This window comes from Mesorhizobium sp. M0659 (genome assembly GCF_040320605.1).
Lineage (GTDB): Bacteria > Pseudomonadota > Alphaproteobacteria > Rhizobiales > Rhizobiaceae > Mesorhizobium.
The window spans coordinates 88,473-113,137 of the sequence record NZ_JAMYPY010000017.1; the positions used below are offsets into that span (position 1 = coordinate 88,473).

General features: G+C 59.4%; 22 protein-coding genes and 1 pseudogene. 16 read left to right on the top strand and 7 right to left on the bottom strand.

The window, feature by feature from the left end; translation table 11 throughout:
• The first annotated feature begins 37 nt into the window (after window positions 1-37).
• The 9 genes from NKI31_RS24040 (at window position 38) to NKI31_RS24080 (ending at window position 11,407) form a co-directional block, all read left to right on the top strand.
• Window positions 38-1,042: an ABC transporter substrate-binding protein gene (locus NKI31_RS24040; RefSeq protein ID WP_352652715.1), complete on the top strand. Its 1,005-nt coding sequence runs from the start codon at window positions 38-40 to the stop codon at window positions 1,040-1,042.
• Between the two features lie 67 nt (window positions 1,043-1,109).
• The gene (locus NKI31_RS24045; RefSeq protein ID WP_352652716.1) at window positions 1,110-1,970 is read left to right on the top strand and encodes an ABC transporter permease; all 861 of its coding nucleotides are present in this window, start codon (window positions 1,110-1,112) and stop codon (window positions 1,968-1,970) included.
• A 1-nt stretch (window position 1,971) separates the two neighbouring features.
• The gene (locus NKI31_RS24050) at window positions 1,972-2,772 is read left to right on the top strand and encodes an ABC transporter permease (RefSeq protein WP_352652717.1); all 801 of its coding nucleotides are present in this window, start codon (window positions 1,972-1,974) and stop codon (window positions 2,770-2,772) included.
• Complete coding sequence (locus tag NKI31_RS24055) at window positions 2,769-3,845, top strand: ABC transporter ATP-binding protein (RefSeq protein WP_352652718.1); 1,077 nt, start codon at window positions 2,769-2,771, stop codon at window positions 3,843-3,845. The genes NKI31_RS24050 and NKI31_RS24055 overlap by 4 nt, the downstream gene beginning before the upstream one ends.
• Window positions 3,846-4,722: 877 nt before the next feature.
• Window positions 4,723-6,384, top strand: coding sequence for a hypothetical protein (locus NKI31_RS24060; protein ID WP_352652719.1), 1,662 nt, complete (start codon window positions 4,723-4,725; stop codon window positions 6,382-6,384).
• Complete coding sequence (locus tag NKI31_RS24065) at window positions 6,368-7,594, top strand: PAN domain-containing protein (protein ID WP_352652720.1); 1,227 nt, start codon at window positions 6,368-6,370, stop codon at window positions 7,592-7,594. Before NKI31_RS24060 ends, NKI31_RS24065 begins: the two co-directional genes overlap by 17 nt.
• 356 nt (window positions 7,595-7,950) lie before the next feature.
• The gene (locus tag NKI31_RS24070; RefSeq protein WP_352652721.1) at window positions 7,951-9,453 is read left to right on the top strand and encodes a winged helix-turn-helix domain-containing tetratricopeptide repeat protein; all 1,503 of its coding nucleotides are present in this window, start codon (window positions 7,951-7,953) and stop codon (window positions 9,451-9,453) included.
• A 187-nt stretch (window positions 9,454-9,640) separates the two neighbouring features.
• Window positions 9,641-10,474, top strand: a complete 834-nt coding sequence (locus NKI31_RS24075) for a thermonuclease family protein (protein ID WP_352652722.1) — start codon at window positions 9,641-9,643, stop codon at window positions 10,472-10,474.
• Between the two features lie 240 nt (window positions 10,475-10,714).
• The gene (locus tag NKI31_RS24080) at window positions 10,715-11,407 is read left to right on the top strand and encodes an SOS response-associated peptidase (protein ID WP_352652723.1); all 693 of its coding nucleotides are present in this window, start codon (window positions 10,715-10,717) and stop codon (window positions 11,405-11,407) included.
• 202 nt (window positions 11,408-11,609) lie between these two features.
• On the opposite strand, the gene NKI31_RS24085 is transcribed toward NKI31_RS24080, so the two are convergent.
• Both NKI31_RS24085 and NKI31_RS24090 read right to left on the bottom strand, forming a co-directional pair.
• Window positions 11,610-12,452, bottom strand: a complete 843-nt coding sequence (locus tag NKI31_RS24085) for a plasmid partitioning protein RepB C-terminal domain-containing protein (RefSeq protein ID WP_352652724.1) — start codon at window positions 12,450-12,452, stop codon at window positions 11,610-11,612.
• The gene (locus NKI31_RS24090; RefSeq protein ID WP_502899199.1) at window positions 12,446-14,050 is read right to left on the bottom strand and encodes a recombinase family protein; all 1,605 of its coding nucleotides are present in this window, start codon (window positions 14,048-14,050) and stop codon (window positions 12,446-12,448) included. The genes NKI31_RS24085 and NKI31_RS24090 overlap by 7 nt, the downstream gene beginning before the upstream one ends.
• Window positions 14,051-14,165: 115 nt before the next feature.
• On the opposite strand from NKI31_RS24090, the pseudogene NKI31_RS24095 reads away from it, so the two are divergent.
• Window positions 14,166-14,569: pseudogene (locus tag NKI31_RS24095) on the top strand (type II toxin-antitoxin system HicB family antitoxin).
• 198 nt (window positions 14,570-14,767) lie between these two features.
• Complete coding sequence (locus NKI31_RS24100; RefSeq protein WP_023690487.1) at window positions 14,768-15,085, top strand: YMGG-like glycine zipper-containing protein; 318 nt, start codon at window positions 14,768-14,770, stop codon at window positions 15,083-15,085.
• Between the two features lie 103 nt (window positions 15,086-15,188).
• On the opposite strand, the gene NKI31_RS24105 is transcribed toward NKI31_RS24100, so the two are convergent.
• A complete protein-coding gene (locus NKI31_RS24105) occupies window positions 15,189-15,458 on the bottom strand; it encodes a hypothetical protein (protein ID WP_352652725.1) in 270 nt (89 codons plus the stop codon).
• 158 nt (window positions 15,459-15,616) lie between these two features.
• Between NKI31_RS24105 and NKI31_RS24110 the strand changes: the two genes are divergently transcribed.
• Window positions 15,617-15,784: a hypothetical protein gene (locus NKI31_RS24110; protein WP_352652726.1), complete on the top strand. Its 168-nt coding sequence runs from the start codon at window positions 15,617-15,619 to the stop codon at window positions 15,782-15,784.
• A gap of 217 nt (window positions 15,785-16,001) precedes the next feature.
• On the opposite strand, the gene NKI31_RS24115 is transcribed toward NKI31_RS24110, so the two are convergent.
• From NKI31_RS24115 to NKI31_RS24125, 3 genes are all read right to left on the bottom strand, one after another.
• Window positions 16,002-16,907, bottom strand: coding sequence for a YihY/virulence factor BrkB family protein (locus tag NKI31_RS24115; RefSeq protein WP_352652727.1), 906 nt, complete (start codon window positions 16,905-16,907; stop codon window positions 16,002-16,004).
• Window positions 16,908-17,037: 130 nt separating this feature from the next.
• Window positions 17,038-17,322 carry a hypothetical protein gene (locus NKI31_RS24120; protein ID WP_352652728.1) on the bottom strand — a complete coding sequence of 95 codons (285 nt, stop codon included), beginning with the start codon at window positions 17,320-17,322 and terminating at the stop codon, window positions 17,038-17,040.
• Between the two features lie 1,010 nt (window positions 17,323-18,332).
• On the bottom strand, window positions 18,333-19,214 hold the full coding sequence (locus NKI31_RS24125; protein ID WP_352652729.1) for a class I SAM-dependent DNA methyltransferase: 882 nt from the start codon (window positions 19,212-19,214) through the stop codon (window positions 18,333-18,335).
• 153 nt (window positions 19,215-19,367) lie between these two features.
• On the opposite strand from NKI31_RS24125, the gene NKI31_RS24130 reads away from it, so the two are divergent.
• The 3 genes from NKI31_RS24130 (at window position 19,368) to NKI31_RS24140 (ending at window position 22,430) form a co-directional block, all read left to right on the top strand.
• Complete coding sequence (locus tag NKI31_RS24130) at window positions 19,368-19,565, top strand: hypothetical protein (RefSeq protein ID WP_352652730.1); 198 nt, start codon at window positions 19,368-19,370, stop codon at window positions 19,563-19,565.
• 972 nt (window positions 19,566-20,537) lie between these two features.
• Window positions 20,538-20,741 carry a CsbD family protein gene (locus NKI31_RS24135; RefSeq protein ID WP_023673385.1) on the top strand — a complete coding sequence of 68 codons (204 nt, stop codon included), beginning with the start codon at window positions 20,538-20,540 and terminating at the stop codon, window positions 20,739-20,741.
• Between the two features lie 573 nt (window positions 20,742-21,314).
• Window positions 21,315-22,430, top strand: coding sequence for an acyltransferase family protein (locus NKI31_RS24140; protein WP_352652731.1), 1,116 nt, complete (start codon window positions 21,315-21,317; stop codon window positions 22,428-22,430).
• A 37-nt stretch (window positions 22,431-22,467) separates the two neighbouring features.
• On the opposite strand, the gene NKI31_RS24145 is transcribed toward NKI31_RS24140, so the two are convergent.
• Window positions 22,468-23,658 carry an acyltransferase family protein gene (locus tag NKI31_RS24145; protein WP_352652732.1) on the bottom strand — a complete coding sequence of 397 codons (1,191 nt, stop codon included), beginning with the start codon at window positions 23,656-23,658 and terminating at the stop codon, window positions 22,468-22,470.
• A gap of 551 nt (window positions 23,659-24,209) precedes the next feature.
• Between NKI31_RS24145 and NKI31_RS24150 the strand changes: the two genes are divergently transcribed.
• Complete coding sequence (locus NKI31_RS24150) at window positions 24,210-24,647, top strand: nuclear transport factor 2 family protein (protein WP_352652733.1); 438 nt, start codon at window positions 24,210-24,212, stop codon at window positions 24,645-24,647.
• Window positions 24,648-24,665 lie beyond the last annotated feature (18 nt).

A 24,665-nucleotide genomic window follows, 5' to 3' on the forward strand; every position in this document is an offset into this window, starting at 1 on the left:
AAACAGACAACAACGAAAACAAACAGAGGAGAACGACATGAAACTGATTTTCGCCGGCATCCTTGCCGCCCTTCTGGGAACGACGGCCGCCAAGGCCGAGGAGATGGTCTTCACCAGCTGGGGCGGGACGACCCAGGAAGCGCAGACCAAATCCTGGGCCGAGCCCTTCACCGTCGCATCCGGCATAAAGGTTCTGCAGGACGGTCCAACCGACTACGGCAAGCTGAAAGCCATGGTCGACGCCGGTAGCGTCAACTGGGATGTCGTCGACGTCGAGATGGATTTCGCCATCAAGGCGGCCAAGGACGGCCTGCTGGAACCGATCGACTTCAAGGCGGTGCCGAAGGCAGATCTCGATCCGCGCTTCACCACTGACCACGCCGTCGGCAGCTTTTACTATTCCTTCGTGCTGGCCTGGAACAAGGGCGTCGTCTCCGGCGAGCCGGCCGGCTGGGCCGACATGTTCGACACCAAGAAATTCCCGGGCAAACGCACCTTCTACAAATGGTCGGCGCCCGGCGTCATCGAGATCGCCTTGCTCGCCGACGGCGTTCCCGCCGACAAGCTCTATCCGCTCGACCTCGACCGCGCCTTCAAGAAGCTCGACACCATCAAGTCCGACATCGTCTGGTGGAGCGGCGGCGCGGAATCGCAGCAGCTGATTGCGTCCGGCGAAGCAGCGTTCGGCCAACTCTGGAACGGCCGCGTTTTCGCACTTCAGCATGACGAAGCCGAGGTCGGCGTTTCCTGGGCCCAGAACCTGACGGCGGCCGACGTCCTGGTGGTGCCGAAGGGCGCCAAGAACAAGGACGCCGCGATGAAGTTCCTCGCCGCGGCAAGCAGCCCCGCCGGCCAGGCGAAGTTTGCCGAAGCCAGCGGTTATGCGCCCATCAACACCAAGGCCAAGGCCGAGATGGCGGCCGACGTCGTGAAGTCGCTGCCGGACGCCCATGTCGACGGCCAGATCAATCTCGACATGAACTATTGGGCCGAGCACCGCGACGAGATCGCCACGCGCTGGTATGCCTGGCAGGCGAAATAAGCCTGTCCCTTGAACTGCAAGGGGCGAGACGGTCAGCACCGTCTCGTCCCACAGCCGGATCGCTGCCATGTCGGTCGAAACACGCCAGAGCCCATCAACATTTCGCATGCCGGCAGGCTTCAACGGCCTGCTGCCGGCGCTGATCCTGATCGTTCTGTTCTTCGTCGTCCCCGTCGTGGCCCTGCTCTTGCGCAGCGTCACCGAGCCGGCGCCCGGCCTGCAGAACTACGCGACCCTGCTGGGCGACAGCACCTATGCCAGGGTGTTCTTCAACACCTTCCTGGTCGCGGCGGTAGTGACCGCCGTCACGGTGCTGGTCGCCTTTCCGGTCGCCTGGATGCTGGCGATCATGCCCTCCGCGCTGGCCTCGATCATCTTCGGCGTCATCATCCTGTCGATGTGGACCAATCTCTTGACCCGCACCTATGCCTGGATGGTGCTGCTCCAGCGCACCGGCGTCATCAACCGGACGCTGATGGCAGCTGGCGTCATCGACCAGCCGCTGCCCCTCATCAACAACCTGACCGGCGTTACCATCGGCATGGTCTACATCATGCTGCCTTTCATGATCCTGCCGCTGGTCGGCACGCTGCGCGCGATCGATCCGATGACGCTGCGTGCCGCAGCCCTATGTGGCGCCAGTCCTTTCCAGGCTTTCCGTCGTATCCTTTTGCCGCTGTCCCTGCCTGGCATCGCGGCCGGCGCCCTGATGGTGTTCGTCATGTCGCTTGGGTATTTCGTCACGCCGGCGCTGCTCGGCGGTACGTCCAACATGATGCTGGCCGAAATGATCGCGCAGATGATCCAGTCGCTGCTCAACTGGGGGCTGGGCAGTGCGGCCGCCTTCATCCTCCTTGTCGTCACCATGGCGCTCTACGCGCTGCAGCTGCGCCTTGTCGGCGTCAGGCGCATGAGCGGAGGCGTCTGAGATGCTGCTCGACTATGACCGCATGGGTTGGCTGAAAATTGCCCTGCTCGGCTTCACCGCGCTGGTCGCTGCCTTCCTGCTCTTGCCGGTGGTTTTCATCGTCCTGCTCTCCTTCGGCTCGTCGCGCTGGTTGGCCTTTCCGCCGCCCGGCTGGACACTCAAATGGTACCAGGAGCTGTTTGCCGATCCAGCCTGGCTGGAGGCGGCACTGACCAGCGCCCGGATCGCCACCATGACGGCGATCCTTGCCGTGGTGATCGGCCTGCTTGCCTCCTTTGCGCTGGTTCGCGGACAGTTCCGCGGCCGCGAGATCCTGCGCGGTCTGCTGCTGACGCCGATGGTTCTGCCGGTGGTGGTCTTCGCCATCGCCATCTACGCCTTCTTCCTGCGCCTCGGTCTCGGCGGCACCACCATCGGCTTCGTCATCGCCCACACTATTCTGGCGCTGCCCTTCGCCATCATCCCGATTGCCACGGCGCTCGAAGGCTTCGACAAGTCGATCGAGGACGCGGCGATCGTCTGCGGCGCCAGCCCGCTCGAGGCGAAGTTGCGCATCACCTTGCCGTCGATCAGGATCGGCATCTTTTCCGCCGCCATCTTTGCCTTCCTCGCCTCGTGGGATGAGGTCGTGGTGGCGATCTTCATGGCCAGCCCCACCTTGCAGACCTTGCCCGTCAAGATCTGGGGCAGTCTGCGGTCGGATTTGAGCCCGGTCATCGCCGCCGCCTCCAGCCTGCTTGTCGGCCTCACCCTTGCCCTGATGGCGGTGACGGCACTGCTGCGCCGAAAGTTCCAGACATGACCCAGCCCTTCCTTTCCATCCGCAAGCTGCGCAAGGCGTTCGGCGCATTCACTGCGGTGCATGACGTCACCCTTGAGATCCCCAAGGGGGAATTTCTGACCTTTCTCGGGCCATCGGGCTCGGGAAAATCGACGACCCTCTATGCCATTGCCGGTTTCCAGGACCCGAGCTCCGGCGACGTGCAGCTGGCTGGCAAGTCGCTGCTCGCCGTCCCGTCGCACAAGCGCAACATCGGCATGGTCTTTCAGCGCTACACGCTGTTTCCGCATCTGACGGTGGCCGAAAACATTGCCTTTCCGCTTCGGGTTCGCCGCCGGTCCGAAGCCGAGGTGAAGAAGAAGGTTGCCGACATGCTGGCGCTGGTGCGGCTGGAAAGCTTCGCAGCGCGCTTGCCCGGCGCACTGTCGGGCGGCCAGCAGCAGCGCGTCGCCCTGGCCCGGGCGCTGGCCTACGACCCGCCGATCCTGCTCATGGATGAACCATTGTCGGCGCTCGACAAGAAGCTGCGCGAGGAAATCCAGGCCGAGATCCGCCGCATCCATCGCGAGACCGGCGTCACCATCCTTTACGTCACCCACGACCAGGAAGAAGCGCTGCATCTCTCCGACCGCATCGCTCTGTTCCGGGACGGCCGCATCGAGCAGACCGGCAGCGGCGAAGATCTTTATCTGCGGCCGGCGACCGACTTCGTCGCCGGCTTCATCGGCAATTCAAATTTCCTCGCAGCCGAACATCTCGAAACCGCCAATGGCGCGGCAACGATCCGGCTGGCGGACGGTTCGGTCGTATCCGGCGTCAGCGTCAACGGCGCTTTCGACAAGGGTCAAAAAACCAGGCTGATGATCCGCCCGGAAGCGTTTGGCATGGAGCGAAAGCCGACGAGCGCGGAGCTCGCTGTCGAGATCGTGGATGTCGCATTCTATGGCGAACGCCGGCGCATCGTCGCGCGCACCGCCAACGGACAGGAAATCGACATCAGGCCGACCTCTGCCGCCATGCAGTCGCATGAACCGGCGCAGGCTCGCCGGCAGGTGTTTTTCGATCCGTCGGCGGCGTTCCTGTTTCCAGCCTGAGCTTTCGAAAAAGTGACCTTAGGAAACATCCTGTCCAGGTTCGCAGATTGCCGGAACTGCGGTCGAGTGGGCAAAGCCGCCGAGCAGCGCCTGGCGCAGCTCGTTCCGCAAGCAGCAGCGCCTTGGCGCAAATCTTGCCGACAACCATCATGGACGCGGCGGTTGGCTGCCAGTCTGCGCCAAATCGGCTTTGTTAAGTATTTCAATGGAGCGATTTCGGCGCACAGGAGTTGAGGACCGTGATTGTCAATTGTAGGTAGAAACCGATGTCGCTACCTATGGGTGTTTTGGTTGTCGAAGACGAACCTCTAATCCGCATTGACATCGCGGACTTTCTTCGGAGCGAAGGATTTCTGGTTTTCGAGGCTTCCAATGCCGACGAAGCCATCGCCATACCGAAACAGGTGTAATGATCGAAGCGATGTTCACCGACATCGACATGCCGGGCAGTATGGATGGCCCGCGCCGCCGCCTGGATCATCGGAGCCGACCGCTGGCCGGAAGCGACATGGCGAGACCTCGAGGCGCAGTTCGGCAAGAATGTCGTCGCCTGGAGTTGGCGACGACTGCCGCAGCCACGGCGCCACCGTTGACCTCAGCTTCGAACATTCTAAAGACGCGCCCCCAAAGCCGGCAGACAAGGCTGAGGACAAGGCGCGTTCGGCTGAGCCGCTGTGAGTGACGAAGCGCTTGCCGGGATAAGGCGCCATCCCAAATAAATCAGTCTTGCAGACGCAACAAAGTCTTTGTCACGGCCCGCGGGCTATTCACCTCGTTGCAAGTTACGCTGTATCTAGCGGCAAATTTTGCTGCAATGGCCAGCGTTGCATGTCAAGATGGGCTGGGAAAAGGGCGGGGATTTCACATGCACACGGCAATGAGCCAGAAACTGGCGAGCTATGGCCAGTGGACGTATCGCGGTGCGTGGGCACTTGAAATCGTTGCGGCGATCATCGGCCTAACAACCGGCGTCGCTCTGAGTTACCGCGGCTTCGTTGCCAATGAGGCGGCGAACTCGATGGATCTTGTGCTTGCAAGTGCCCCGTTCTTTATGATCGCGATTGCCGAGCTGACGAAGATCCCAATCGCCACTCTTCTGTTCGGCGCCTCGTGGATTTGGAAGCCCGTTATCTTGGCTTTTCTGCTCGTTTTGGCCGGCATCACTTTTGAGACAGTCCTTCTGGGATTGGAGCGTGCCAGCACAATGCGCGAGGTGCAGTATGCCAACTTCGCCAACCAGACTAAAGCCCTCCAGCAAGAGCTCGACAATCTGAAGGTGGCAGACGAAAGTTTGCGAAACTCTGACGACGAGGCAAAGGCCCGAAGTGATCTGGAGCAGCTCGGTGGATTGGCTGACACCGAGCGCGACAAATTGCGCGCACGGATAACAGAGGTTGACGAAGAGCTGCAGGCCGCAACCACCCTGTCGCCAGCGGCAGCGCGAGCCAAAGAGTTTCTTGAGGAGAAACAAACAGCGCTAAGCGCGCTGGTGGAACGGCGCGATCGAGAAATCAAGGACGCCGTGGAGCAGTTCGAGAGACAGCGGGATAGCTACGTTGATCGTATAAAGAGCGCGCGAGAAACAGGCGATCTTGCGTCAGTGCAGCGCAACGAAGAAGGGCTGAACAAATTAGCCAATCCGCGGCTGAAAAAAGAGGCCGAATTCGCGCCGAAATTGGCTGAATTGGAGCCCGCAGTCGCCGCGGCCCGCGCGGAATATGAGAGGCTGCGAAAAGATAGTCCTCCGATGACTCTTGAAGACAAACAGCGCCTTGAGGCCAGGCGCAACGATCTGGAGAAGCTCTACGACGGCACCGCAGCCGATTGGGATCGTAAGCTTGACGAGGCACGTACTGCGCTAGCGGCCGCTCAGGAAACCGCAACTCGCAAGTCGGAGACGCTCGCCAAGAACCAGCAGCGGCAAGAGGCGATCGCAACGGAACTCAGCCGCCTGGAAACAGAGCGCCTGCCAGTTGCTCGTAACGACCAGATCCGTAGGCTGGCAGCTCGCTGGTACGGGTTGAAGCCAGAAGACGTTACAGACGCTCAGGCTGGCACGGTATCGACGATCTGGTTCGCCTCGCTTGCATTCATCGCCGCATTAGCGGGGCCGATCACGGCGATGGTCGCGCTGGCCCTGCAACGCATCGGCGCACAGCCCGAAGTTCAGCGCGATAGCAAACTCTCGCGTTTGTTGCGTCGAATGCTGTTACGCTGGCGGTGGCGCCGTGTCCGCAAGGTACCCGTGCAAGTGCCTTTCGACAGAGAAGTAGAGAAGCGCATCGAGGTTCCTGTGGAAGTCGAGAAGATCGTCAAAGAGATCCTTTATGTGCCTATCCTTACTGACGACCCGGAGGCGTTGCGCCGGGCGTTGGATCGGGAACTGCCTCCGGAAGTAATCGATCTGGTAAAGGTTTCTGCAAAAGGACAATACGACCAGAAAGAGATGGAGAAAGCCCTCGAAGGTGAATTGCAACTAGATTTCAAAGAGCCGGCAACTGGGGCGAAGCGAGGCGGTAGACGTGCTCGTACGACATAACACCAAGCTGCTCGAACAGGCGATCGATCTGCAGATCAAACGGTCGGCGATTCCAACTCTGCAGGCAGAAGCAGCTGCGCACGACAAGATCGCTCGCGCCAACGCATTTCGGCGAATGGCTAGCGGTGCTGCCATCGCAATGGCCGCTATTGGGATCGGCGTGGGTGTATGGCTGGTCTTTGATCGCGACCCCGCCGTGATCCAACCGGAGCCGCCGGTCGCCCAAACCGATGCGCCAAACCCGAAAGAGAACGAGCCAAAAGAGACGAAGAAAGCGGACGATAGACTTTCGGGCGGCGACACAATCGCCGAGAAGGATAAGACGGATAAGCCGAAGTCGCCACCAATCGAGCAACCGACGCCGCCGCCCGCAGACCCCGCAAATCCAGATACGTTCGATTTCGTAAAGTTCGCCAATCGCCAAGTCACCTACGCTGGCAGCACTTGGCAACTCGAGTCCGGTCACCACTTTGACAGTGAGAAAGCTCCAACCTGGGACACCGCCTGGTGTTATACGCGCAAGCTGGCAATCACCGGAGTCGAGGTTCAGGTAAGCCTTGTCAACCGACCCTCACCTACATCGACGCCATTGGCACCGGTGTCGTCGAGCGAGACACTCGCATCGGTAGGCCTTGACGACAAGTCGGCGCGTGAACTCGCCAGCCGTTGCCTCTGGCTCGACGAGGCCAGGTTCGCGCCAAGCGATTTCGACATGGATAAGGAACGGAAAGAAGCAGCTGCTGCGGCCGACGAACTGTCTGTGCAGCAGGACGGATGGGACGCTATCGGAAACGATCTGCCGGGTATGCCAGCGTGGGATGTCTCGCTTGAACAGTGCCAAGCCCAATGCGAAGCGGATCGCCGCTGCCTAGCTCTCACCTATGATAAGAAACACGCAGCCTGTTTCATGAAGAGTAACGGATCAATTCTGGTTAGGAGTCCCGATGCAGTGATGGCAGCGAAGGGGGCAATCAAGGCGAATCTCCAGTACTCCAGCCTCGTTTTCGGGAAGGACACGGTAGTCGTTGGGGGCGCTTACGCGAATGTCCGGAGTGGCTATGCCGACTGCGTATTGGCCTGCGCCGCTGATCAGAGATGTCTAGGCTTCAATTTTGACGGTCCGAACAAGATGTGCGCTATGCTCGACACCGTGACCTCATCGTCTCCCTTCAGGGGCGTGACGTCGGGCGTTAAGGAGACCCGCAGTTGAATGGCACCGGCCCGAAAAGTGGGTAGAGAACGGAGTCATGACCGAACCAGGCCGCGATATTCGTCGTCCAGTCGCTTCTGCCGGCCGCTGTCCTGGCCCTCACGCGTACTGGCGCCTGGCACCGCCGCATGCATTGCTCGGCCATGCTGCTGGAAAGGCCCCGTTGCTTCTCCACCCATGGCCCGAAATGGCCGCGCAGCAATGCCGCCTTGTTGCGCAGCGGCCAGCGCCCGATCGCTATCTTTCTGATCGATGGACAGGTGGCCGCGTTCTGGGCATAGGCTTCGAAAGCGACCCGGGGATTAAAGCGGTGCCGACACTGTTCCGAAAACCGCCGGAACGTCTAATATGCTCAGATGCAGGGGACACGCATCGCTTTTGGTCCGTTCGTACTCGATCCCGACATCGGGACGCTCCTGAAAGAGCAGATCCCGATCGTTGTTGGGCATCGTGGGCTGACGCTGCTTGCTGCGCTTACGGCCCGGCCCGGCGAGATCCTGACCAAGGCCGAACTGATGGACGCTGCCTGGCCGGGAACCGACGTTGAGGAAGGCAACCTTACGGTCCAAATAGCGACACTGAGAAAGGCACTCGGTCCGGCTGACAACGGCGGCGAGTGGATCGCCACGGTGCCTCGCGTCGGCTACCGCTTCACCGGGACTGTCGAACCGGTGGCGAGCGCATCCCGCAGACCGATACCAGCGTCCGGCAAGCCGTCGATTGCGGTCCTGCCTTTTGCCAATTTGAGCGGCGATCAGGACCAGCAGTATCTCAGCGATGGCATAACCGAGGACATAATTACGGAGCTGGCCAGGTTCCGCTCCCTCCTTGTCATCGCGCGCAATTCATCTTTTCAGTTTCGCTATCCGGCATTGGACATTGCCGAAGTCCATCGCAAACTCGGAGTTCGCTACCTCGTCGAAGGCAGCATACGAAAGCTCGGTGATCGCATTCGGATCACCACACAGTTGATTGACGCTACCACCGGTACCCACCTGTGGGCCCAACGGTACGACAGGGCCCTCGACGACATCTTCGCATTGCAAGACGAGGTTGCGGCTCTCATCGCCTCGATGGTCGAAGGCCAAGCGGAGGCCGATTCGACGAGCAGGACCAGACGCAAGCCTCCGGCCGATTGGGATGCATACGACTGCTACCTGCAGGGGCGCGCACGGTTCTACCGGTATGAACTGGACATGGCCGAGCCCCTCTTCGTCCGGTGTGTCGAGCTCGATGCGACGTTCGCTCAAGGCCACGCCTTCCTCGCGCAGGCGCTCGTCGGCAGATTTTGGTACGACAACGATCCGCGGACGCTACAGAACGCCTGGGACTCGGCACGAACGGCGCTCGCTCTCGACAGGAGCGATGGCGTCTGTCACCAGAGCATGGGCCTGGTGCTTACGCACATGCGCCAGCACAGCGACGCGGGAGTGCATTTCGAGCAAGCGCGCTCATTAAACCCGTTGGACGTGAACATAGCGGGGGACTACGCAAGCTGGCTCAACTACGGCGGCCGGGCCGAGAGCGCGCTGAACGTGCTTGAATCTGCGCTGCTGCGCGACCCGTTACCTCCAATATGGTTCTGGGAGGTGAAGGGCAGCTCCCTCTTCCTGCTAAGAAGGTACTCGGAGGCCGTCGGTTCGTATCAGAAGGCCGGCGACCAATTCTTCATTCATGCCTTTCTCGCAGCGGCGTACGCTCATTTGGGCGAGACGCAGAAGGCGCGTGCTGAAGTTCAGGAAGCACTGATGAGGAAACACGACCTGACTATCCGGCTGATTTCACGTCTCCCGTTCGCCCACCAAGTCGACCTCGAGCTTTTCACGTCAGGCTTCAGAAAGGCCGGTTTTCCCGCGTGAACGCACCTTCGGGAGCGCGCCGGTCAGGCCCGACAGCCGAATGCACCCCAACAGGTCATCGAACCCCCTTAACCGAGATCGAAGTCGAGGGCGTCGGCACGCATCGGCTTCCGGGCTAGCATTCCGCGCGCCTCGTCTTCTGGACTCTTCGTTGAAACAGTCGCATCCTCTCTGCGGGGATGAGGGCGTGGACAAATACCGATACGACAATCGATCTGATCGCTGGCGAAAGCGAACCGGTGCCAAGCATAGCCGTGCGCACCGATGGGCGAATGTGCCGCGGCGCCTGATTTTGGTAACTGCGGTAGCGGCTGGCGCTCTGGTCGCGCAAACCGCCATCCAGCACAGCGAAAGTTTGCCAGAGATCAATGCATCGAATTGGTTCGGCTCGAAGCCGGCGCCGATCGCCGGTGTCGCGTCTCTGATCGACGGCGACACGATCGAGATCCACGGACAGGGCATCCGCTTCAACGGCATCGATGCGCCCGAGAGTAAGCAATATTGCGAAGACGCTAAGGGCTTCGAATACGCCTGCGGGCGCCATGCTGCCCAAGCCTTGGACGAGTTCCTAGCTGCATCGCGTCCGTTGCATTGCAGCTTTGTTAACCGAGACCGGTACGGCAGGCTTGTTGGGGATTGCGATCGCGCCGACGGTCGCAACGTCCAGAGCTGGCTTGTCGAGCGGGGCTTGGCACTAGATTGGCCGCGCTACAGCCACGGAGCCTACGCAAGACAGCAGGCGAAGGCCCAGGCGGCGAAGGTCGGTCTGTGGGCTGGAGCGTTTCAGGCGCCATGGGATTGGCGCGCAGAGCATGCGAACGGCACCACCAGGCCGTCAGCAAAACAACCACTCGGCATCATGCGTAATGGGCAGGTGGCGCAGAGCTATTCTTGTCAGCCACGGCGAACCTGTCCCCAGATCAGCTCATGCAACGAGGCGAACTGGTATTTGGCCAACTGCTCTTGGGGCGGCAAGCTCGACCGCGACAAGGACGGGATTCCTTGCGAGAGCCTTTGCTAAGTCCGCAGTGAGAGGGGACATTGCATGATCGTTGTCGACTTTGCCCTTTTTGGCTCCACAGCGCACACCAAGGGGAACTCTGCGGTCGCCCAGAGCCTTCCGCAAGGGTACTGGCGAAGGCAATCAATCGGTCACCGCCGCCAAGATACGCGACGTCTGGCGCCGCAGCCACGAGTATAGGAGAATTCCGACCTTGGCCCGCTCAGCGTGCCTGAACTCCTGCGCAACTGGGGCAGAGCCATGTGCGGACGCTACACCAAATATCTGTCGTGGTCGGAAATCCACCGGCTCTACAGACTGACGGCGCCGGCCGAGACCGGACGCAACGACGAACCGCGCTACAACATTGCGCCCACACAGGATGTGCCGTTTGTCACTGCCGGTGAGGATGGCAACCACCGGCTGGGTGAAGGGCGCTGGTGGCTGGTTCCTTTCTGGGCAAAGGAAATGCCCAAGGCGGCGATGTTCAATGCGAGGATTGAGGGCGTCGACACGGCGCCCGCCTTCCGCGATGCCTTCAAGTCCAAGCGCTGCCTAATCCCTGCCGATGGCTTTTATGAGTGGACCATCTCACCGGCTGATGGGAAGAAAGACCCTTGGCACATCTACCAGCCAGGCCACGCGCCCTTCTCGTTCGCCGGTCTTTGGGCTTACAATTCCAACCTCGACATAACCAGCTGCGCCATCGTCACAGAGCCTGCCGCAGAACCGATGAAGCAGCTGCATGATCGACAGCCTCTCATTCTCGACCAGGCATACTATGACGCCTGGCTGGACCCGGCGACGCCCAAGGACAGCCTCAAGGAAATTCTCAGCCACGACATCGACGGTCAGTTGCAGTTCAATCGCGTTGGGCGTGAGGTGAACACGAGCGCCGTCAACAAATTGCCCAACGACCATCCCGGCCTAGTCGGGCCGATCAACCCGTTATGAGCGACGAACCAACACGGCTTGCCGAAGGCTTGACAGCGGCCCCGCGCGGCCGAGAGCCGATCGAAAATCGCTTTGCGAGCATTCTGGCTGCGGCAGGCTCGGCGGGTTTGGCTTTTCGAGGCCTGGACAGAAGTCACATTGGTTCTGTTGTTTGCATCCCGGTGACGGCGATCGGTTTCTATAGGAGTTGACGTCCGACCATCTAGCGCCCCTGTTCGAGGCATGGCATCGAGAAGCTGTGAAACTCTTCAAAATGCCCCGGAAAGTTCCGGGCGAGATACCGCACCACTTTGGAATTATCCATCATCCGGTCGAAAAAGCGGTTGGCTGCGACAAGCTCCAGGCCGACCTGACCATGCTGTTCCGCGGCGCTGAGAACCGCAAGGCTTAGCGCGCCGACATCGAGCACCATCGCGCCGCGCTGGTCTTCAGCCTGTGTGGTGATGGTTGAGAGATTAAAACCCTCCGCCAGCAGGGCTTGAGGTGTCAGAGCGACGAGTAGTCTCGTGTAGGTGATCCTGACCCGGTCCATCGCCACCATCAGCCGGGCAATCTCCAATTGCCTGGCTGGCAGCACCTTCTGGAGCAACCCGAAGGTTTGTGTTTTCACCGGCGCGTCGCGAAGCAGGTCGAGGACATCAGGGCAAATCCCGTTAACGGATTTCCGGTTCTCGCCTGTCTCGGAAGCGGGTTTTCCGGCAGGGCAGAACATTTGCGGCTCGCCGGTCGCGCCACGCACCCTATGTGCCAGTAGCCTTGGCATTGTCCCGAGGCCCTCGGACACCAGTGTGGCGCAAAACTGCTTGTCGCGCATCATCAGGTGGAGCGCCGCGACGATCCGGTCCAGGCTCTGTTCAGACTTTGCCGCTTGCGTGACGAAATCGCGCATGCGTTTGCATTCCGTATCGTAGGTCGCCAAAAATTCGTGTGAACGAAGCCTCTTCTTGGACCCTAATGCGCCAGCAACAATATTGCTCGCATGTCTGTCGCCACCGTTTTCCAACGCACGGTAGGCGGCGTCCTTGGCTAAGCGCTTGACTACCAAGCCACCCCCCCGACAGGCTCTCGCTCTGCCAGCCTGATAATGGGGTCGAGCGTGGGAAAAATATAGCTGTCCAGCGGTATCCCATTGATGGCATGCAGTTCCGATTTGCCCGCGATCTCATGGGCAGGCGCAATCAAATAGTCCCGAATGGTCAGGTCGCCGGGATTCATACGGATCAGGACGAAAATGTCGGGTAGCGGCCGTTTATCGGCCTTGGAAAACCAGCGTGGATAGCCGAAGCCGGAAACCCTGCATCGGCCCATTGTAATCGCCACCGTGATCTCCTCGTTTATCCGCAGGAGGTCCATCGCCATGTCATGGGCAGCAACCCCGCCCTGCCTATCAATCGCGCCCACAAGATCCTGTATAACCTGCAGCCTCATTGATTCCAGGTGCCGGTTCACGCCGATGAAGCGGTAGTTTTTCGATGGCTCGTATCCGATCAGTTCATAGGCTTTGACAATGGTTCCAAAACGCCACTGGTAGCGTTGGGCCGGCGGGCACCCGGGATCGGCGTCGATCATGGCCAACGACAAGGCGCCACGGCGAGCCAGAAGTGCCCTAAGGGCGGCCAGCATCTCGTCGTTGCTCATGTGGCGATAGATGGTCTTGAGCACGGTCTGCGCCCGATCGAACAGTTTGCGGTCGACGATCGGCTCCAGGACGTTTTCCACCCGCACCCACTGTTCCGGGGGATTGCGGACTTGATGGCTTCTCAGCCGGGCCGAATGCTTGTTCCAGACGCTGTTGCCAATGTAATTTTCGTTGGTCAGCACCGAGTGCACGGATTCCCGCGTCCATGGTCGCCCCAAATCGCTGAGCACGCCGCGCTTGTTGAGCAGTCTTGCCATCTCCAGCTCTGTCTTGCGTGTTCTGACAAAGTGACTGAAGATCCACCTCACGGTCGCAATCTCGTCAGGCGGGCCGAGCACCAAAACTATTCGATCCGTCTGCTGGCTCTTGTATTCGTGGGATGAAAGAATGCCCTTTGGGCGACCGAGTTGGTCGACAAGCAGGCGCCGCAGGCCAAAGCCGGCCTTCGCGCCTTGCCGGAAGCCCAGCCGAATTAACCTCACCTGGCCGATGAAGACTTTTTGCGAGAGCATTCTGCTCTGCTCGGCAGCCATGCTCCGTTTGATTGCTTTGAGGACGTCTGACCCGATGCTGCCGTCGTTTGCGAATTGCTCCGCGCAAAATTCGATACGGACGCCGGCCATCTGGCATCGGTATTCGTAGGCTGCGCTTTCATCAATGTTCTGAAAACGCCCCCAACGGCTTACATCATAGACCACAACCGTCTCAAAATCGGCTCGCCCACTTTCGACATCGGCCAACAGCTTCTGAAGACCGGGGCGCCCTCCAAGGTTTAAACCGCTGCGACCGAGGTCCTCGTAAGTGGCGACAATGTCGTAAGCCATGATATCGGCATAGTCGCGAATGGCGTCCGCTTGGTTGTCGATCGAGTAGGTCTGGTGTTCCGTCGACATGCGCACGTACTGCGCGGCGCGAACTCTAGGCACAGTCTGGTTCCCGCCATCTAACTTTGGCACTTTCCCCACACTCTCGACCGTTGCCCGGGCAATGTCTGCCTGGGGCATGCCCAACCTACTAGGCAGCTTCCTACGGTCCCATTAGGAATACCTCGACAGTTTGTGTCGAATGGCTCGATAGTCTGATCGAGCCTTAAAGCCGCTCCTTGGGGGAAACCGACCCGTGCGTCACTATATCGGACTGATCCACAAGCAAGCGGACAGCGATTTCGGCGTATCCTTTCCCGATTTTCCGGGCGTGGTCACCGCCGGCACCAGCCTGGACGACGCCCGCGCCATGGCCGAAGAGGCCCTGGCCTTCCATCTCGAAGGCCTTGTCGAGGATCGCGAAGCCATTCCCGAGCCATCATCCCTGGAAGATGTCATGTCGAACAATGACAATCTCAGCCGGGTCGCCGTCCTGGTAGCGCTCAAAGCCGAGACCACACAAAGGTGGTGCGCGTCAACGTCACCATTCCCGAAGATGTCCTCGACCAGATAGATCGATCTGCGGAACGCCATGGCTATAGCCGGTCCGGATTCCTGACCGCCGCCGCGAAAAAGGCGATGCGCGACGAGCCAGCCTAGCTGCTCCTCAACGGATTCAAGCCGAGGCGCTACCGACCTGTTCGCGCAAGCCGTTTCCGCTTTGGCAACCATTGTCTTCAAGGCCCGAGAAACCACGTCTCATTTCGTGAGCGGGCGTGCCGCCGTTTGGCCGCAATGCGCCAGCAACTGGCAACCATTCGCCCCGATCCGCGTTTGGGGCTCCAAAGGAGTTCCAAGATGATCATCAGACAAACCATTGCCGCCGTGCTCATGACTGCAGCACTTGCAGGCTGCGCGACCCAGACCGAACAGCAGCAGAGGGCAACCACAGGCGCACTCATTGGCGGCGGTGTCGGCGCCCTCGCCGGCCAGGCACTGGGCGGCAACACCGAAAGCACGGTCGTGGGTGCCGCCGGCGGCGCCTTGCTCGGCGCTGTCATCGGCCAGTCGACCACGCCGCAGCGCCGCGGCGAACAGCTTTGCCGCTACCAGGACCGCCGCGGCCGGATCTACACGGCGCCTTGCGATGATCGCTATTACAACAACGACTATTGATCCAGCCTCCCTGGGAGTGGGGCTCTCTAACCTTTGCTGCCGCCCTTCCAGGGACCCGGGATCCGTTCGGCGTTTCACAATATGAGAACGCCCGCTCAGTCCATTACACACTCTGCCTGATGAGCTTGCGCTTGGTGCTTGCAAGGATCCCATTTCGCGGAAGCGACGTGAAGCGCTGGTTTCTTGGCGCCAACAATGACATCGCATTGCCGCAGCTGAAATTGCCGACAGCGACCATCGGCTGCGGCTGAAGAGCGGGGGTGACGGTCACGGTGCCAAGCATCAAGGCGCCAAGCGCGCCTTGGCCAAGCCGAACGGCTTGCGCTGCATGCACAAAATGTGGGACAATTGTTTGGTGGAGATTCTCGCTCACACTATCCAAAGGCCTCCTTCGGAGGCCTTTTTCATGTCATGGTGGCGGGCAACTGAGTGCCACAACGATTAGGTGGCAGTCCCTGCCTAGGCGAAGAGTTGCACTGCCGCCAAGGTCCTTCGACCGCTTTCACGTCGTAAGCTTGGAGAACAATCCCGATGCTCAACAGCATTGCGGGCTCGCTCGATGCTGCAACTGCAATTGCCATTGTTCGGCTCCTGATTGACCTCATGAACCTGTACCGCTCCGCTGCCGCCAAGAAGGCGCCGGACGGCAGGCGCGCGAGATCAAAGCCGATACGCAAGCGCCGTCCGCGTCGCCGCTGAACCGCGTCTTCCCAACCAACTCAAACTGTGACCGCGATGGTTTGGCCCACCAGCGACCCGTGCACTCATCATGTGGCGTCGACCGTATCCAGCTCGCGTGCCCTGCTCGGTGATGCGGTCGGCGCCGACGGGTGATGATGCGGGTGGCGTCGCGAAGGCAGCCAGCCGGCGCGCCGCGCGCCTAGTCGATTTCGTCGTTAGTGGCGTGTGTTGCATGTCAAGCACTGTGAAGCACAGCATCCAGATCGGACCTGCTGCCGTGTCGAATGGAATAGGCGCGAGTGATTTCCGCACCAAAAAGAAAAATTTCCGCCGAGTAGTAAGCCCACAACAGGATGACGAGGAGCCCACCGGCGGCCCCATATGAGGCCGCGACCGCGCTGGAGCCTATATACCAACCGATAAGCGATTTCCCGAGGGTGAACAGGGCAGCGGTCACAACAGCGCCAATCCAGACATCCCGCCATTCCAGGGTTCGATCAGGCAAGACCTTGAAGATAGCGGCGAAAATGGCAGCGAGGAGGACAAAAGAAACGACCGCGTTGATAACGCCCAGGACAAGTGTCCCGAACGGCAACTGTGCGTTGATGAGGCTGCCTAGGGCCGAAATCGCCGCGCTCGCGACTAGAGAGACGAGCAACATGAAGCCAAGTGCGGTGACCAGTCCCAGACTTACCGCACGTGCGCGCACCAGGCGCGACAACGAACTGCCCTGCGCTTCGACCTTCCATATCATGTTCAGAGACTGCTGTATTTCGCCGAAGACCCCGGAAGCGCTCACAAGCAAGGTGATGATGCCAATCACCGCCGCCCAGGTGCCGCCGGATGGCTTTTCGGATGCGCTCTTCAGTGCGGTTTGAAGGATGTTTGCGCTTTCTGTACCCATCATCCCTGTGATTTGGGCGGACAATGCCGCTTGCGCTGCCTCGTGACCGAATGCGAGACCCGCAATTGCAACCACGATGAGCAGAATTGGCGCCAACGATGTTGTGGCATAGAAAGCGATTGCTGCGCCATGGCTGAGAGCGTTGTCGTTGACGAACCCAACGACGGCTTCTCGCACCATTGCCCATGCATTTGTGACCGCGCGATGCATTTGCGCCCCAGTCGAATTGGCGTTCACTAGCAATGCACCAGCACATCTGATGTTCCGGTTGCGGGCTACTAACGTCCTCAGCGGGAGCAGGCAACGTCAATGATTATGTCTCATCCCGTAGCGTTGCGTTGCAAAGACCGTAGCAGTCGTAACCTGTTCACGCATTGAGTTCACGAGTTTCCGACTGTCGGATGGCTGTTTTACGGTCGGGAATCGGAACAATTTGAGAGGCGAAAGCTGTGACAATGAAAAGCCCGCCACCGTGAGCCAGACCAGAAAACTCGTATTTTAGCACCGACGAAACAAAGCTCGCTATTCTGCGTTGAGGCTCGTCGAACAACGGAGCTTCACGAATGGATCCGGCAACTGCAGCTGTGATGATTTTGCTTTCTTGCAGTCCCGCCCAGGGAGTCTGCAAGCCACTCGATACATCACCGGCCATGTTCGGATCCCTTGACATATGCCAGTTGGCGTTAGCCGTGAGACTCGAGGGCGCTCCCAACGGGGAGATCGTCGGGCGATGCAGTTCGATCGACCCCTCCGCTACAGGTTCCGTTCCAGCCGGGTATAGCACGATTGTCGTCACGCGGGGCACAGGGGCGGGTGCGGTGAGCAGTCGCTACATCGTGCCACACAAAAACTGAAGCCAGCCACCGTGAGGCAGCGGGCTATTCATTCTCGACCGGACAATTATAGGCCTTGCCCTCCCTCTATGAAGCCATACTCGGCATCGTTGGCTTCGCGCTCGTCGTCCGCTTCGCCATCGTCGTCGCCTTCCCTGTCATCGGTCCCGGTGACTTCGATGCCACCGGACAGATACGGTTCAAGATCCGTGTCGGGGCTCTACTAAGTCGAGCAGTGAGATCAGGCGTTCAATCTCATCTTCCATGTCCGAAAGGCAGAGGTTCGTGGCTGGATAGCGAAGAAGCGCACACGGCTTTCCTTCATTCGCATGGTTCGCAGAGATTAGCATCATCACATACTCTCATCTGATCCGGCGTCGTCTCCCTCAAAGCAGCGCCGGTAAGGCTCGGCGCCGCGGCCTATATGTTGGCCTTGGAAGGCGCGGTCGCGGGTTAGATTCGTCTCCTTCGTTCGTTTGGATGTTTCGCTGGCGTTGGCAGGAGGCGCATATGTTCGCCAGCCGGCGGATACCACACCGCCCCACCGGTCAGGCCCAGCGCGCCAGCTGCAAAGTCCGCATACGGCTGCTGGGCCGCTGGCGGGCAGCGGCTACTTGCTGACGATGCAATCCACCAAGCCAGTTTTGATCAGCTCGCACCCAGTGAAATTGCGCACCAGGGCCTTGGCTAAATCGCGCCATTGACACTCAGGCGCAGCCGTTTCCGTTACTGGCCTCGACACGTGCTTCACGCGGCCAATCGCCGGCGAGATCGTCTGGCACCGCATCCGCAGGGCCGCGATCCTGGTGGAGGCAAGCGGGATCAGCGACTATTGCTTTCTGGCGACCACCAAGAAATTTTGAGCAAAGCGCGCCGGGACACCGGCTCTCCTGCTTAGCGTCTCAACAGGTCCAACCAACTTTTCGCAAAGCTTTGGTAGCAGCCACCCGGGCCGCGGTAAGAAGCCGTAGCCGATGACCCGCTCGACTGCAAAGCCGTTTGCAACCAGCAACTGGCGATATGCGTGGATGCTCAACGTACTACGCACGACGCGCCCACTACATCGGTTGAGAAAGCGGCAGACCAGCCCCATCGGCGAGGTTGCGTTCATGTGGATGTTCGAGACCAGCAACCCGCCGTCCTTCAAATGCTCATGAATGGCCGATAGTGCGGCCTGCCTAAGAGAGTCTTCTGCGTTTAAGAAGAATCGGAAAGCCGTCACCACGTCGAATCGTCTGGCCAGGGGTTCAACGGTCAGATCGGCTTTAACCAGCCTGACGTTGCCTGCAACATGCGCGCAGGCGAGCATGGATTGAGAGACATCGACGCCGACGACCTCGCCAAACAGTGTGCTTACTACATTTGTGACGCGGCCTGTGCCGCATGCGAAGTCGAGGCAGCTAAGGCCCGGTCCGCCAAGAGGCTTCAGAATGCTTTCGATGAGGGGGCGTTCGACGCGCAACCACAACGCGGCATAATAGCCGGAGCGGAAAGTTTTGACGTAGTCGGTCCCGTAGCCTGTGGTCTGATGGCTCGATCGGTAATCGGTATAAGCGCTTCCTTCAAATGACTGCTCGGCCAAAACATGACCGTGAGGATCGCCCATCGCGGCCTCCTTTCTGGATGTGCGCGCGAAATAGATTTCAATTTTCCTAAACAAGCTTCGTGCGTTCGCATGACCCAACAGCGCGACGGCCAAGGTTTCAATCACGATGAGCCTTAGCACGAGCCGCTGCGCCGGAAGGAGGCACATTACCCCTCGTCTCTGCCACGCTGCCCCTTTCATAGGTCGCTGCTATGTTCCTCTTGTTCTCTCATCGCAATGAAGGACGACATTTTCGAGCGCTTGTAGGACTCCTGCTGCATGGAAAAAGCTGTAGGCGTTTACCGGTGCCCGGGAAATCCGCCGTTTGTCTGCATCGTGGAGCGGGGCAAAGCAAGTTACCTCACTCAGGCCGCCTACCGCGAAGCGGGGCACAAGCCCGACTTCGACGCATTGCCGTGGGAGACCGAACATAGGGCGGCCAAAGAAAAGAAGGGTGTCCAGAACGGCGGTGGCTGAAGCACCACCGGCGTCATTAGGACCTAAGTCGGATGCCGCGTGCAGAGGTCGGATCGCGGAACATCTGCCATAGAGCCACGTTCGGTGCTGTTCGCGTCGTTGCCGCAGTTAGGGGATCGGCCGGTCAAACGCGTTGTTGGGAGACTGTCTTAATGGCAATCTCGGATGAGTTGAGGGACGAGTACCTGGAAATTAAATGCCCAAACTGTCCCGCGATGACTGTCAAAAAAGGGGTCGTGGCTGAAGGGAGTCTCGAACTTCAGCTGTGGGCGCTGTGGTGCGTCGAAGTGACAGAAACCTGCGGCGAATGGTCCGTTCGGGTGGCCGAGGAAGACCAGGAAATTACCCCTCATTCGAGCTTGAATCGTTCGCCCTGTCGTTTGCGGAAGGCCACCGGATACGCCTGCATCTCGACAAGTTCGTTCGCCTGTAAAAGAGGCTAAGTCCGGATGAAAGACAGGTGGGAACCTGGCACCATTTCATTGAAAAGCGCCCGCCGGCGCGCCGGGAACGGACTGGAGACCCATAATCGACCTTCGTCGAGATGCGGCGCGTCCTCGAGGCTTCACGGAAGCTCCTGGAAAAAATTGCCGAGCGCATTTCCCCCCAGCCGCCAAGTTAAGGCGGCTTCTATTGGAATCCGCTCACCTTTGTCGCCAGCGCGCTGGCAGATCCGTCAACCGGCTACCCACAGAAGCAGTGCGACACCGACCCCATAAGGGATGAACACAGCCGCCAACGCGACCCAGATGCCCGGATCGGCGAGCACGTGCATTTCCTTGCGAAGCTGTTCCATAGGACCCAACGGCAAAAGGCCGGCTGTGTTCCCAAAACGGAAAAGGCCGGCGCACACAAGCGGTCCATGGGCATTAGGTTCCATTCCTAGATCACCAGCAAGCGCGCTAACCTGCAGCGGAACCTGACGGCCACTACGACCGTTATTCGAAAGGACAACGAAAGGAGATCGCCATCATGGACTGGAACCGCGTCGAAGGAAATTGGAAGCAATTCAAAGGTAAGGTCAAAGAGCAATGGGGCAAGCTCACTGATGATGACCTCGACCGCATAGCCGGCAACCGCGATCAGCTCGAAGGTACGATCCAGGAACGCTACGGCATTGAGAAGGATCGCGTGCGGCGAGACGTCGACGACTGGTATGGTCGGCAAGACTCGTAGGATACGACAGTTGAACCTTTTCAAATAAAGGGCGCCGTCATGAACCGCGCCCTTTTCGCGTTTTTGGCATCCGTGCACCGTTCGGCTCGGCCTTGAACAAGCGATTTTTGGGAACGTGTCGGCTTCCAGCCGCGTTGATCTCCACAATGGAGATTGTAGAAATGTCCATCCACAAACAAGATTATCGAACGAACAAGGCTGACTACCTGATAGCGAAAAGGCCAGATCTGGTTGGGCGGACGAAGCCGAAAAAGAAGACATTGCAGCGTGACGATCAGCGTTCCGCAAAGTTATTGGAAAACCCCTCCGCATTACCCGAGAGGCCGGCCTCACGCCGTTAGAGAAATCGCAGAAGGTCAAGAGGAACATTTTAGCGATTTTGAATGTTCGACTGTCTATGAACAGCCGAACCGTACTCTCAGCAGACCAATCCAGAGCAGCACGAGGCCTACTGAACTGGTCGCGTGTGCGACTTTAGTCGACCTAGGTCTGTGAGTTGAGTATGCGCCGCAAAACTTTCTTGTGCATGCAGCAATCGGTGCGTAGATGGCAGAGTGAAGCTAGCGAGAACGGATGACCACAGCGCGAGATTCAAGGGCGGAAACGGCCCACTTCGACGCCCTGCACGGTCTCAGGGGTATCGCCGCCGTTTTGGTGATGCTCGGCCATTTCACCGAATTCACGGGCCGGCGAGTTGATCTGGCGCCGTCAGGCTTCCTCGCCGTCGACCTGTTTTTTCTGTTGAGCGGCTTCGTGATCGCCCACGCCTATGACGACAAGTTCCGAAAAGGCATGTCATTTTGGCAATTCGCGGAGACCCGTCTTCTCAGACTCTACCCGCTATACTTCGCCGCGATCGGCCTGGCCGTGATCGGCGTCGGTGCAACCATCGCAACGCAGGGGCTCAGCGCGTATTCGCGGCTGGATCTGCTTGCAAGCTTTGGCTTTACTGTTCTTTTTCTACCCACGCCGCCATCGCTGTCGACGTTTCCCGAGCTGCTTTTCCCGCTCAATGGCCCGGCATGGTCTCTGTTTTATGAACTGGTTGCCAACGCCATTTTTGCCGTGCTGGCCACAAGGCTGGCTGCGCGTTCTCTGGCCCTCATTGTCGGTGTTGCCTGCTTCGCCCTGGTGCTGATGGCCTGGCATGGTTTCGTCCTTGGCGGCGGCGCCCACTGGGACGACACGATCGCAGCTCCGGCCCGGATCACGTTTTCGTTCTTTCTCGGGGTCTTTCTCAACCGCTATGCGACCGGGGACAGCCGGGGCGGCAATCTCACCATGCTGCTTCTCCTGGCGCTGTGCGGAGCGCTCATGACCTTCAGCCCCGCCGAACATCTCCAGATATACAGCCTGGCGGTCATGGTCCTGATCTGGCCATGGCTCGTTCTCGTGGCCTCTCGACTGCGGCTATCCGGGTTCTGGCGCTGGATTGCTCTCTTCTCCGGCAACATCTCTTACGCCATCTACGTTCTTCACACGCCGCTCATCCGCCTTTCGAACGCCGCGGTCGAATCTGTGACCGGAACCTCATGGAACGAGCACGGCTTGCCGTTCATCCTGGGAACATCAATTCTCATCATCTCGGTCTCCGCATTCGCCCACTATGTCTACGACACGAATATCCGGATCCTGTTGCGGCAATGGCTTTCACTTCGGCGCGCCCGAGAGGGCGTGACACAGTTTTAGCTGGATTTCAGTTCGAGGAGACCGGCTGGCTTCGCGCCTACTCCGCCGGCATCGCCTTGCGCGCCGGCGCGCCCTTCCGGCCAAAGCCCCGGACGACGAAGCGACCTGCCTTCTGGCCGGGGACCTCGATCAGGTTGTAAGTGATCCAGGACAGCAAGGTCACGGTCGGCAGGACGACGGCAACGACGATGGCGAAGCGCAGCGGCGCCGCCAGTTCGTCGCCGTATCGGCTGATGACGAAGGCCGCGACGGGCTGCAGCACCAGCAGATGGATCAGGTAGATGCTGAAGGAAAGCTCGCCCATGAGATGGAAGAACCGGTTGCTGAGCGTCACGGCGATCGCCTTGGCCACCGTTCCCGCCATTCCCGGCAGCATGCGGTAGAGAACCAGGGCAAAGAAGCCCAGCACCAACGCTTCACGCACCAGGAGCTTGCCCAATCCGTAGTCGCCGCCAAAGGGCAGCGCCGCCAGCAGCACCGCCAATAAAAGGTAGAGCAACGGCCGCGGCTGGCTTTGATGCACGACACCCGCCAGCAGCATGCCGCACAGGAAGATCTGCATTTTCAGCGGCAGGAACGACGGCATCGGAAAATGGACCGACAACTGCCGCATGGCAAACACGATGATGCAACCGAGCGCCGCGACCAGGATCGCGCTCCGTATCCAGCCTAGCCAGCGCACCAGGAGCATGACGGCCGGGAACGCGGCGTAAAACTGCATCTCCAGCCCCAGGCTCCAGTCGGGCAGCGGTGTGCGATAGGCGAGGTTCGGCAACAGGCCGAACAGGAAGGTGAGATGGGCAACGATGTTCTTCAGGCTGCCGTCGAGGTAACGTTCCGGCGCCTGGTGCGATCTCGACAGGAAATCATCGATGACGATTCTGGACTCGTAGAGATAGGGGCCAAGCGCCAGCGCCAGAAAAAGCATGACGTAGAACAGCGGCGCGATCCTGAAATAGCGGCGCGTCCAGAATTTCAGCCAGGTTTCCGGTCTTTGCCAGGGCTCCTTGTCCTGGCGCAGCTGATAGTGGAACACCATCAGGAAGCCGGACAGCATGATGAACAGATCGACGCCGAGATCCGGCTCGCCGAGGATCGGAATTCGCCAACCGGTCAAAAGCAGGCAGTGCCCGACCAGCACCCAGATCGCGGCGAGCGCCCGAAGCCCGTCCAGGCATTCGATGCGCGACGACCTCATATCCGTGATGCTGGTTTCGTAACTAGCCATGTTGCACTGCAGCATGGCGGATGAGGCGCGATTGTCAACCATCAATCACGACAAGGGCGGGACCAAAAATAGTCGCTTCTGATAGCCGAGCCTCGTTCAATCCGATTCGGTGATATCGAGCACGATCTTGAGGTCGAGCCGAAGTTAAACCATCGTCGTGAATCGTTGCCCAAGAACAGACGGCCGCTTATGAACGTCATTTTTTGAACGTCGCCGCGAATGGCGGCTTTAGGTATGAATGGCAACAGCCATGGACGGCTGGAATTGGGCGCATTGCTGACCGGCAGCCTTGAGGCCGAGAGCTGAACGTCCACTGTTAGCTGGCGGCAGGATCCAATCACGGATGCGTTTGTCCCCACCGGCATCAGTTGTAATGCAACTTTGTTCTAAAACAGGAGGAAGCGGTTCTGTTTCGGATGGCATGCCAATGATGTTGCGGAAAGCACATTATTGGACCAGGTTTTGGAGCAGCTATCGCAAAGGGTGCAGCGTTCCAATCGGCCCGGGAAGCCTCTGCTAACCCCTGAGTATGATCTGAGGAGGTTTCTGCAATGGACACAACCGTTGAGAGCGACTGTAACGCCATACGGGCTCTGATCTCGCGCCAGTTTGCAAGCATGAGTTGGAAGGCGGCGGGCGAGCCCGACTGGGAGAAATTCCGATCCGATTTTTTTCCGGATGCGCAAATGTTTCCTTCATCGCGGCCGGCCCGGCCCCAATCCCTCCCCGCGTTCATCAAGCGAATGAGTTCTCTCGCAGGAAGCGACCTGTTGTCGCTTAATGAAAGGGTTCTTGGCAGCAAGATACAGGTGTTTGGCAATGTAGCAGTGGCAGTTATAGCCTGTGAGAATGTCGAAAACGAGATCAACTTGGAGCGAGTGGTTGAAATGATGCTTTTGGTGAAGGATCAGGGCAACTGGAAGATTGCGGCGCAGGCTTGGGACAAGGCAGGGGAGGACACGAGCCTGCCCACAGATATATTGGATTAATGAGCCGATAGCCGCCAG

What these genes read in the sequence shown, in the direction of transcription:
- NKI31_RS24090 (WP_502899199.1), bottom strand. Translation starts at nt 14,050, where the DNA reads ATGCCCCAGGCAGACATTGCCCGGGCAACGGTCGAGAGTGTGGGGAAA.
- NKI31_RS24060 (WP_352652719.1), top strand. Translation starts at nt 4,723, where the DNA reads ATGAGCCAGAAACTGGCGAGCTATGGCCAGTGGACGTATCGCGGTGCG.
- NKI31_RS24150 (WP_352652733.1), top strand. Translation starts at nt 24,210, where the DNA reads ATGGACACAACCGTTGAGAGCGACTGTAACGCCATACGGGCTCTGATC.
- NKI31_RS24100 (WP_023690487.1), top strand. Translation starts at nt 14,768, where the DNA reads ATGATCATCAGACAAACCATTGCCGCCGTGCTCATGACTGCAGCACTT.
- NKI31_RS24145 (WP_352652732.1), bottom strand. Translation starts at nt 23,658, where the DNA reads ATGGCTAGTTACGAAACCAGCATCACGGATATGAGGTCGTCGCGCATC.
- NKI31_RS24045 (WP_352652716.1), top strand. Translation starts at nt 1,110, where the DNA reads ATGTCGGTCGAAACACGCCAGAGCCCATCAACATTTCGCATGCCGGCA.
- NKI31_RS24120 (WP_352652728.1), bottom strand. Translation starts at nt 17,322, where the DNA reads ATGGCCGGTGATGTATCGAGTGGCTTGCAGACTCCCTGGGCGGGACTG.
- NKI31_RS24055 (WP_352652718.1), top strand. Translation starts at nt 2,769, where the DNA reads ATGACCCAGCCCTTCCTTTCCATCCGCAAGCTGCGCAAGGCGTTCGGC.
- NKI31_RS24050 (WP_352652717.1), top strand. Translation starts at nt 1,972, where the DNA reads ATGCTGCTCGACTATGACCGCATGGGTTGGCTGAAAATTGCCCTGCTC.
- NKI31_RS24070 (WP_352652721.1), top strand. Translation starts at nt 7,951, where the DNA reads ATGCAGGGGACACGCATCGCTTTTGGTCCGTTCGTACTCGATCCCGAC.
- NKI31_RS24130 (WP_352652730.1), top strand. Translation starts at nt 19,368, where the DNA reads ATGGAAAAAGCTGTAGGCGTTTACCGGTGCCCGGGAAATCCGCCGTTT.
- NKI31_RS24040 (WP_352652715.1), top strand. Translation starts at nt 38, where the DNA reads ATGAAACTGATTTTCGCCGGCATCCTTGCCGCCCTTCTGGGAACGACG.
- NKI31_RS24140 (WP_352652731.1), top strand. Translation starts at nt 21,315, where the DNA reads ATGACCACAGCGCGAGATTCAAGGGCGGAAACGGCCCACTTCGACGCC.
- NKI31_RS24110 (WP_352652726.1), top strand. Translation starts at nt 15,617, where the DNA reads ATGCTCAACAGCATTGCGGGCTCGCTCGATGCTGCAACTGCAATTGCC.
- NKI31_RS24135 (WP_023673385.1), top strand. Translation starts at nt 20,538, where the DNA reads ATGGACTGGAACCGCGTCGAAGGAAATTGGAAGCAATTCAAAGGTAAG.
- NKI31_RS24080 (WP_352652723.1), top strand. Translation starts at nt 10,715, where the DNA reads ATGTGCGGACGCTACACCAAATATCTGTCGTGGTCGGAAATCCACCGG.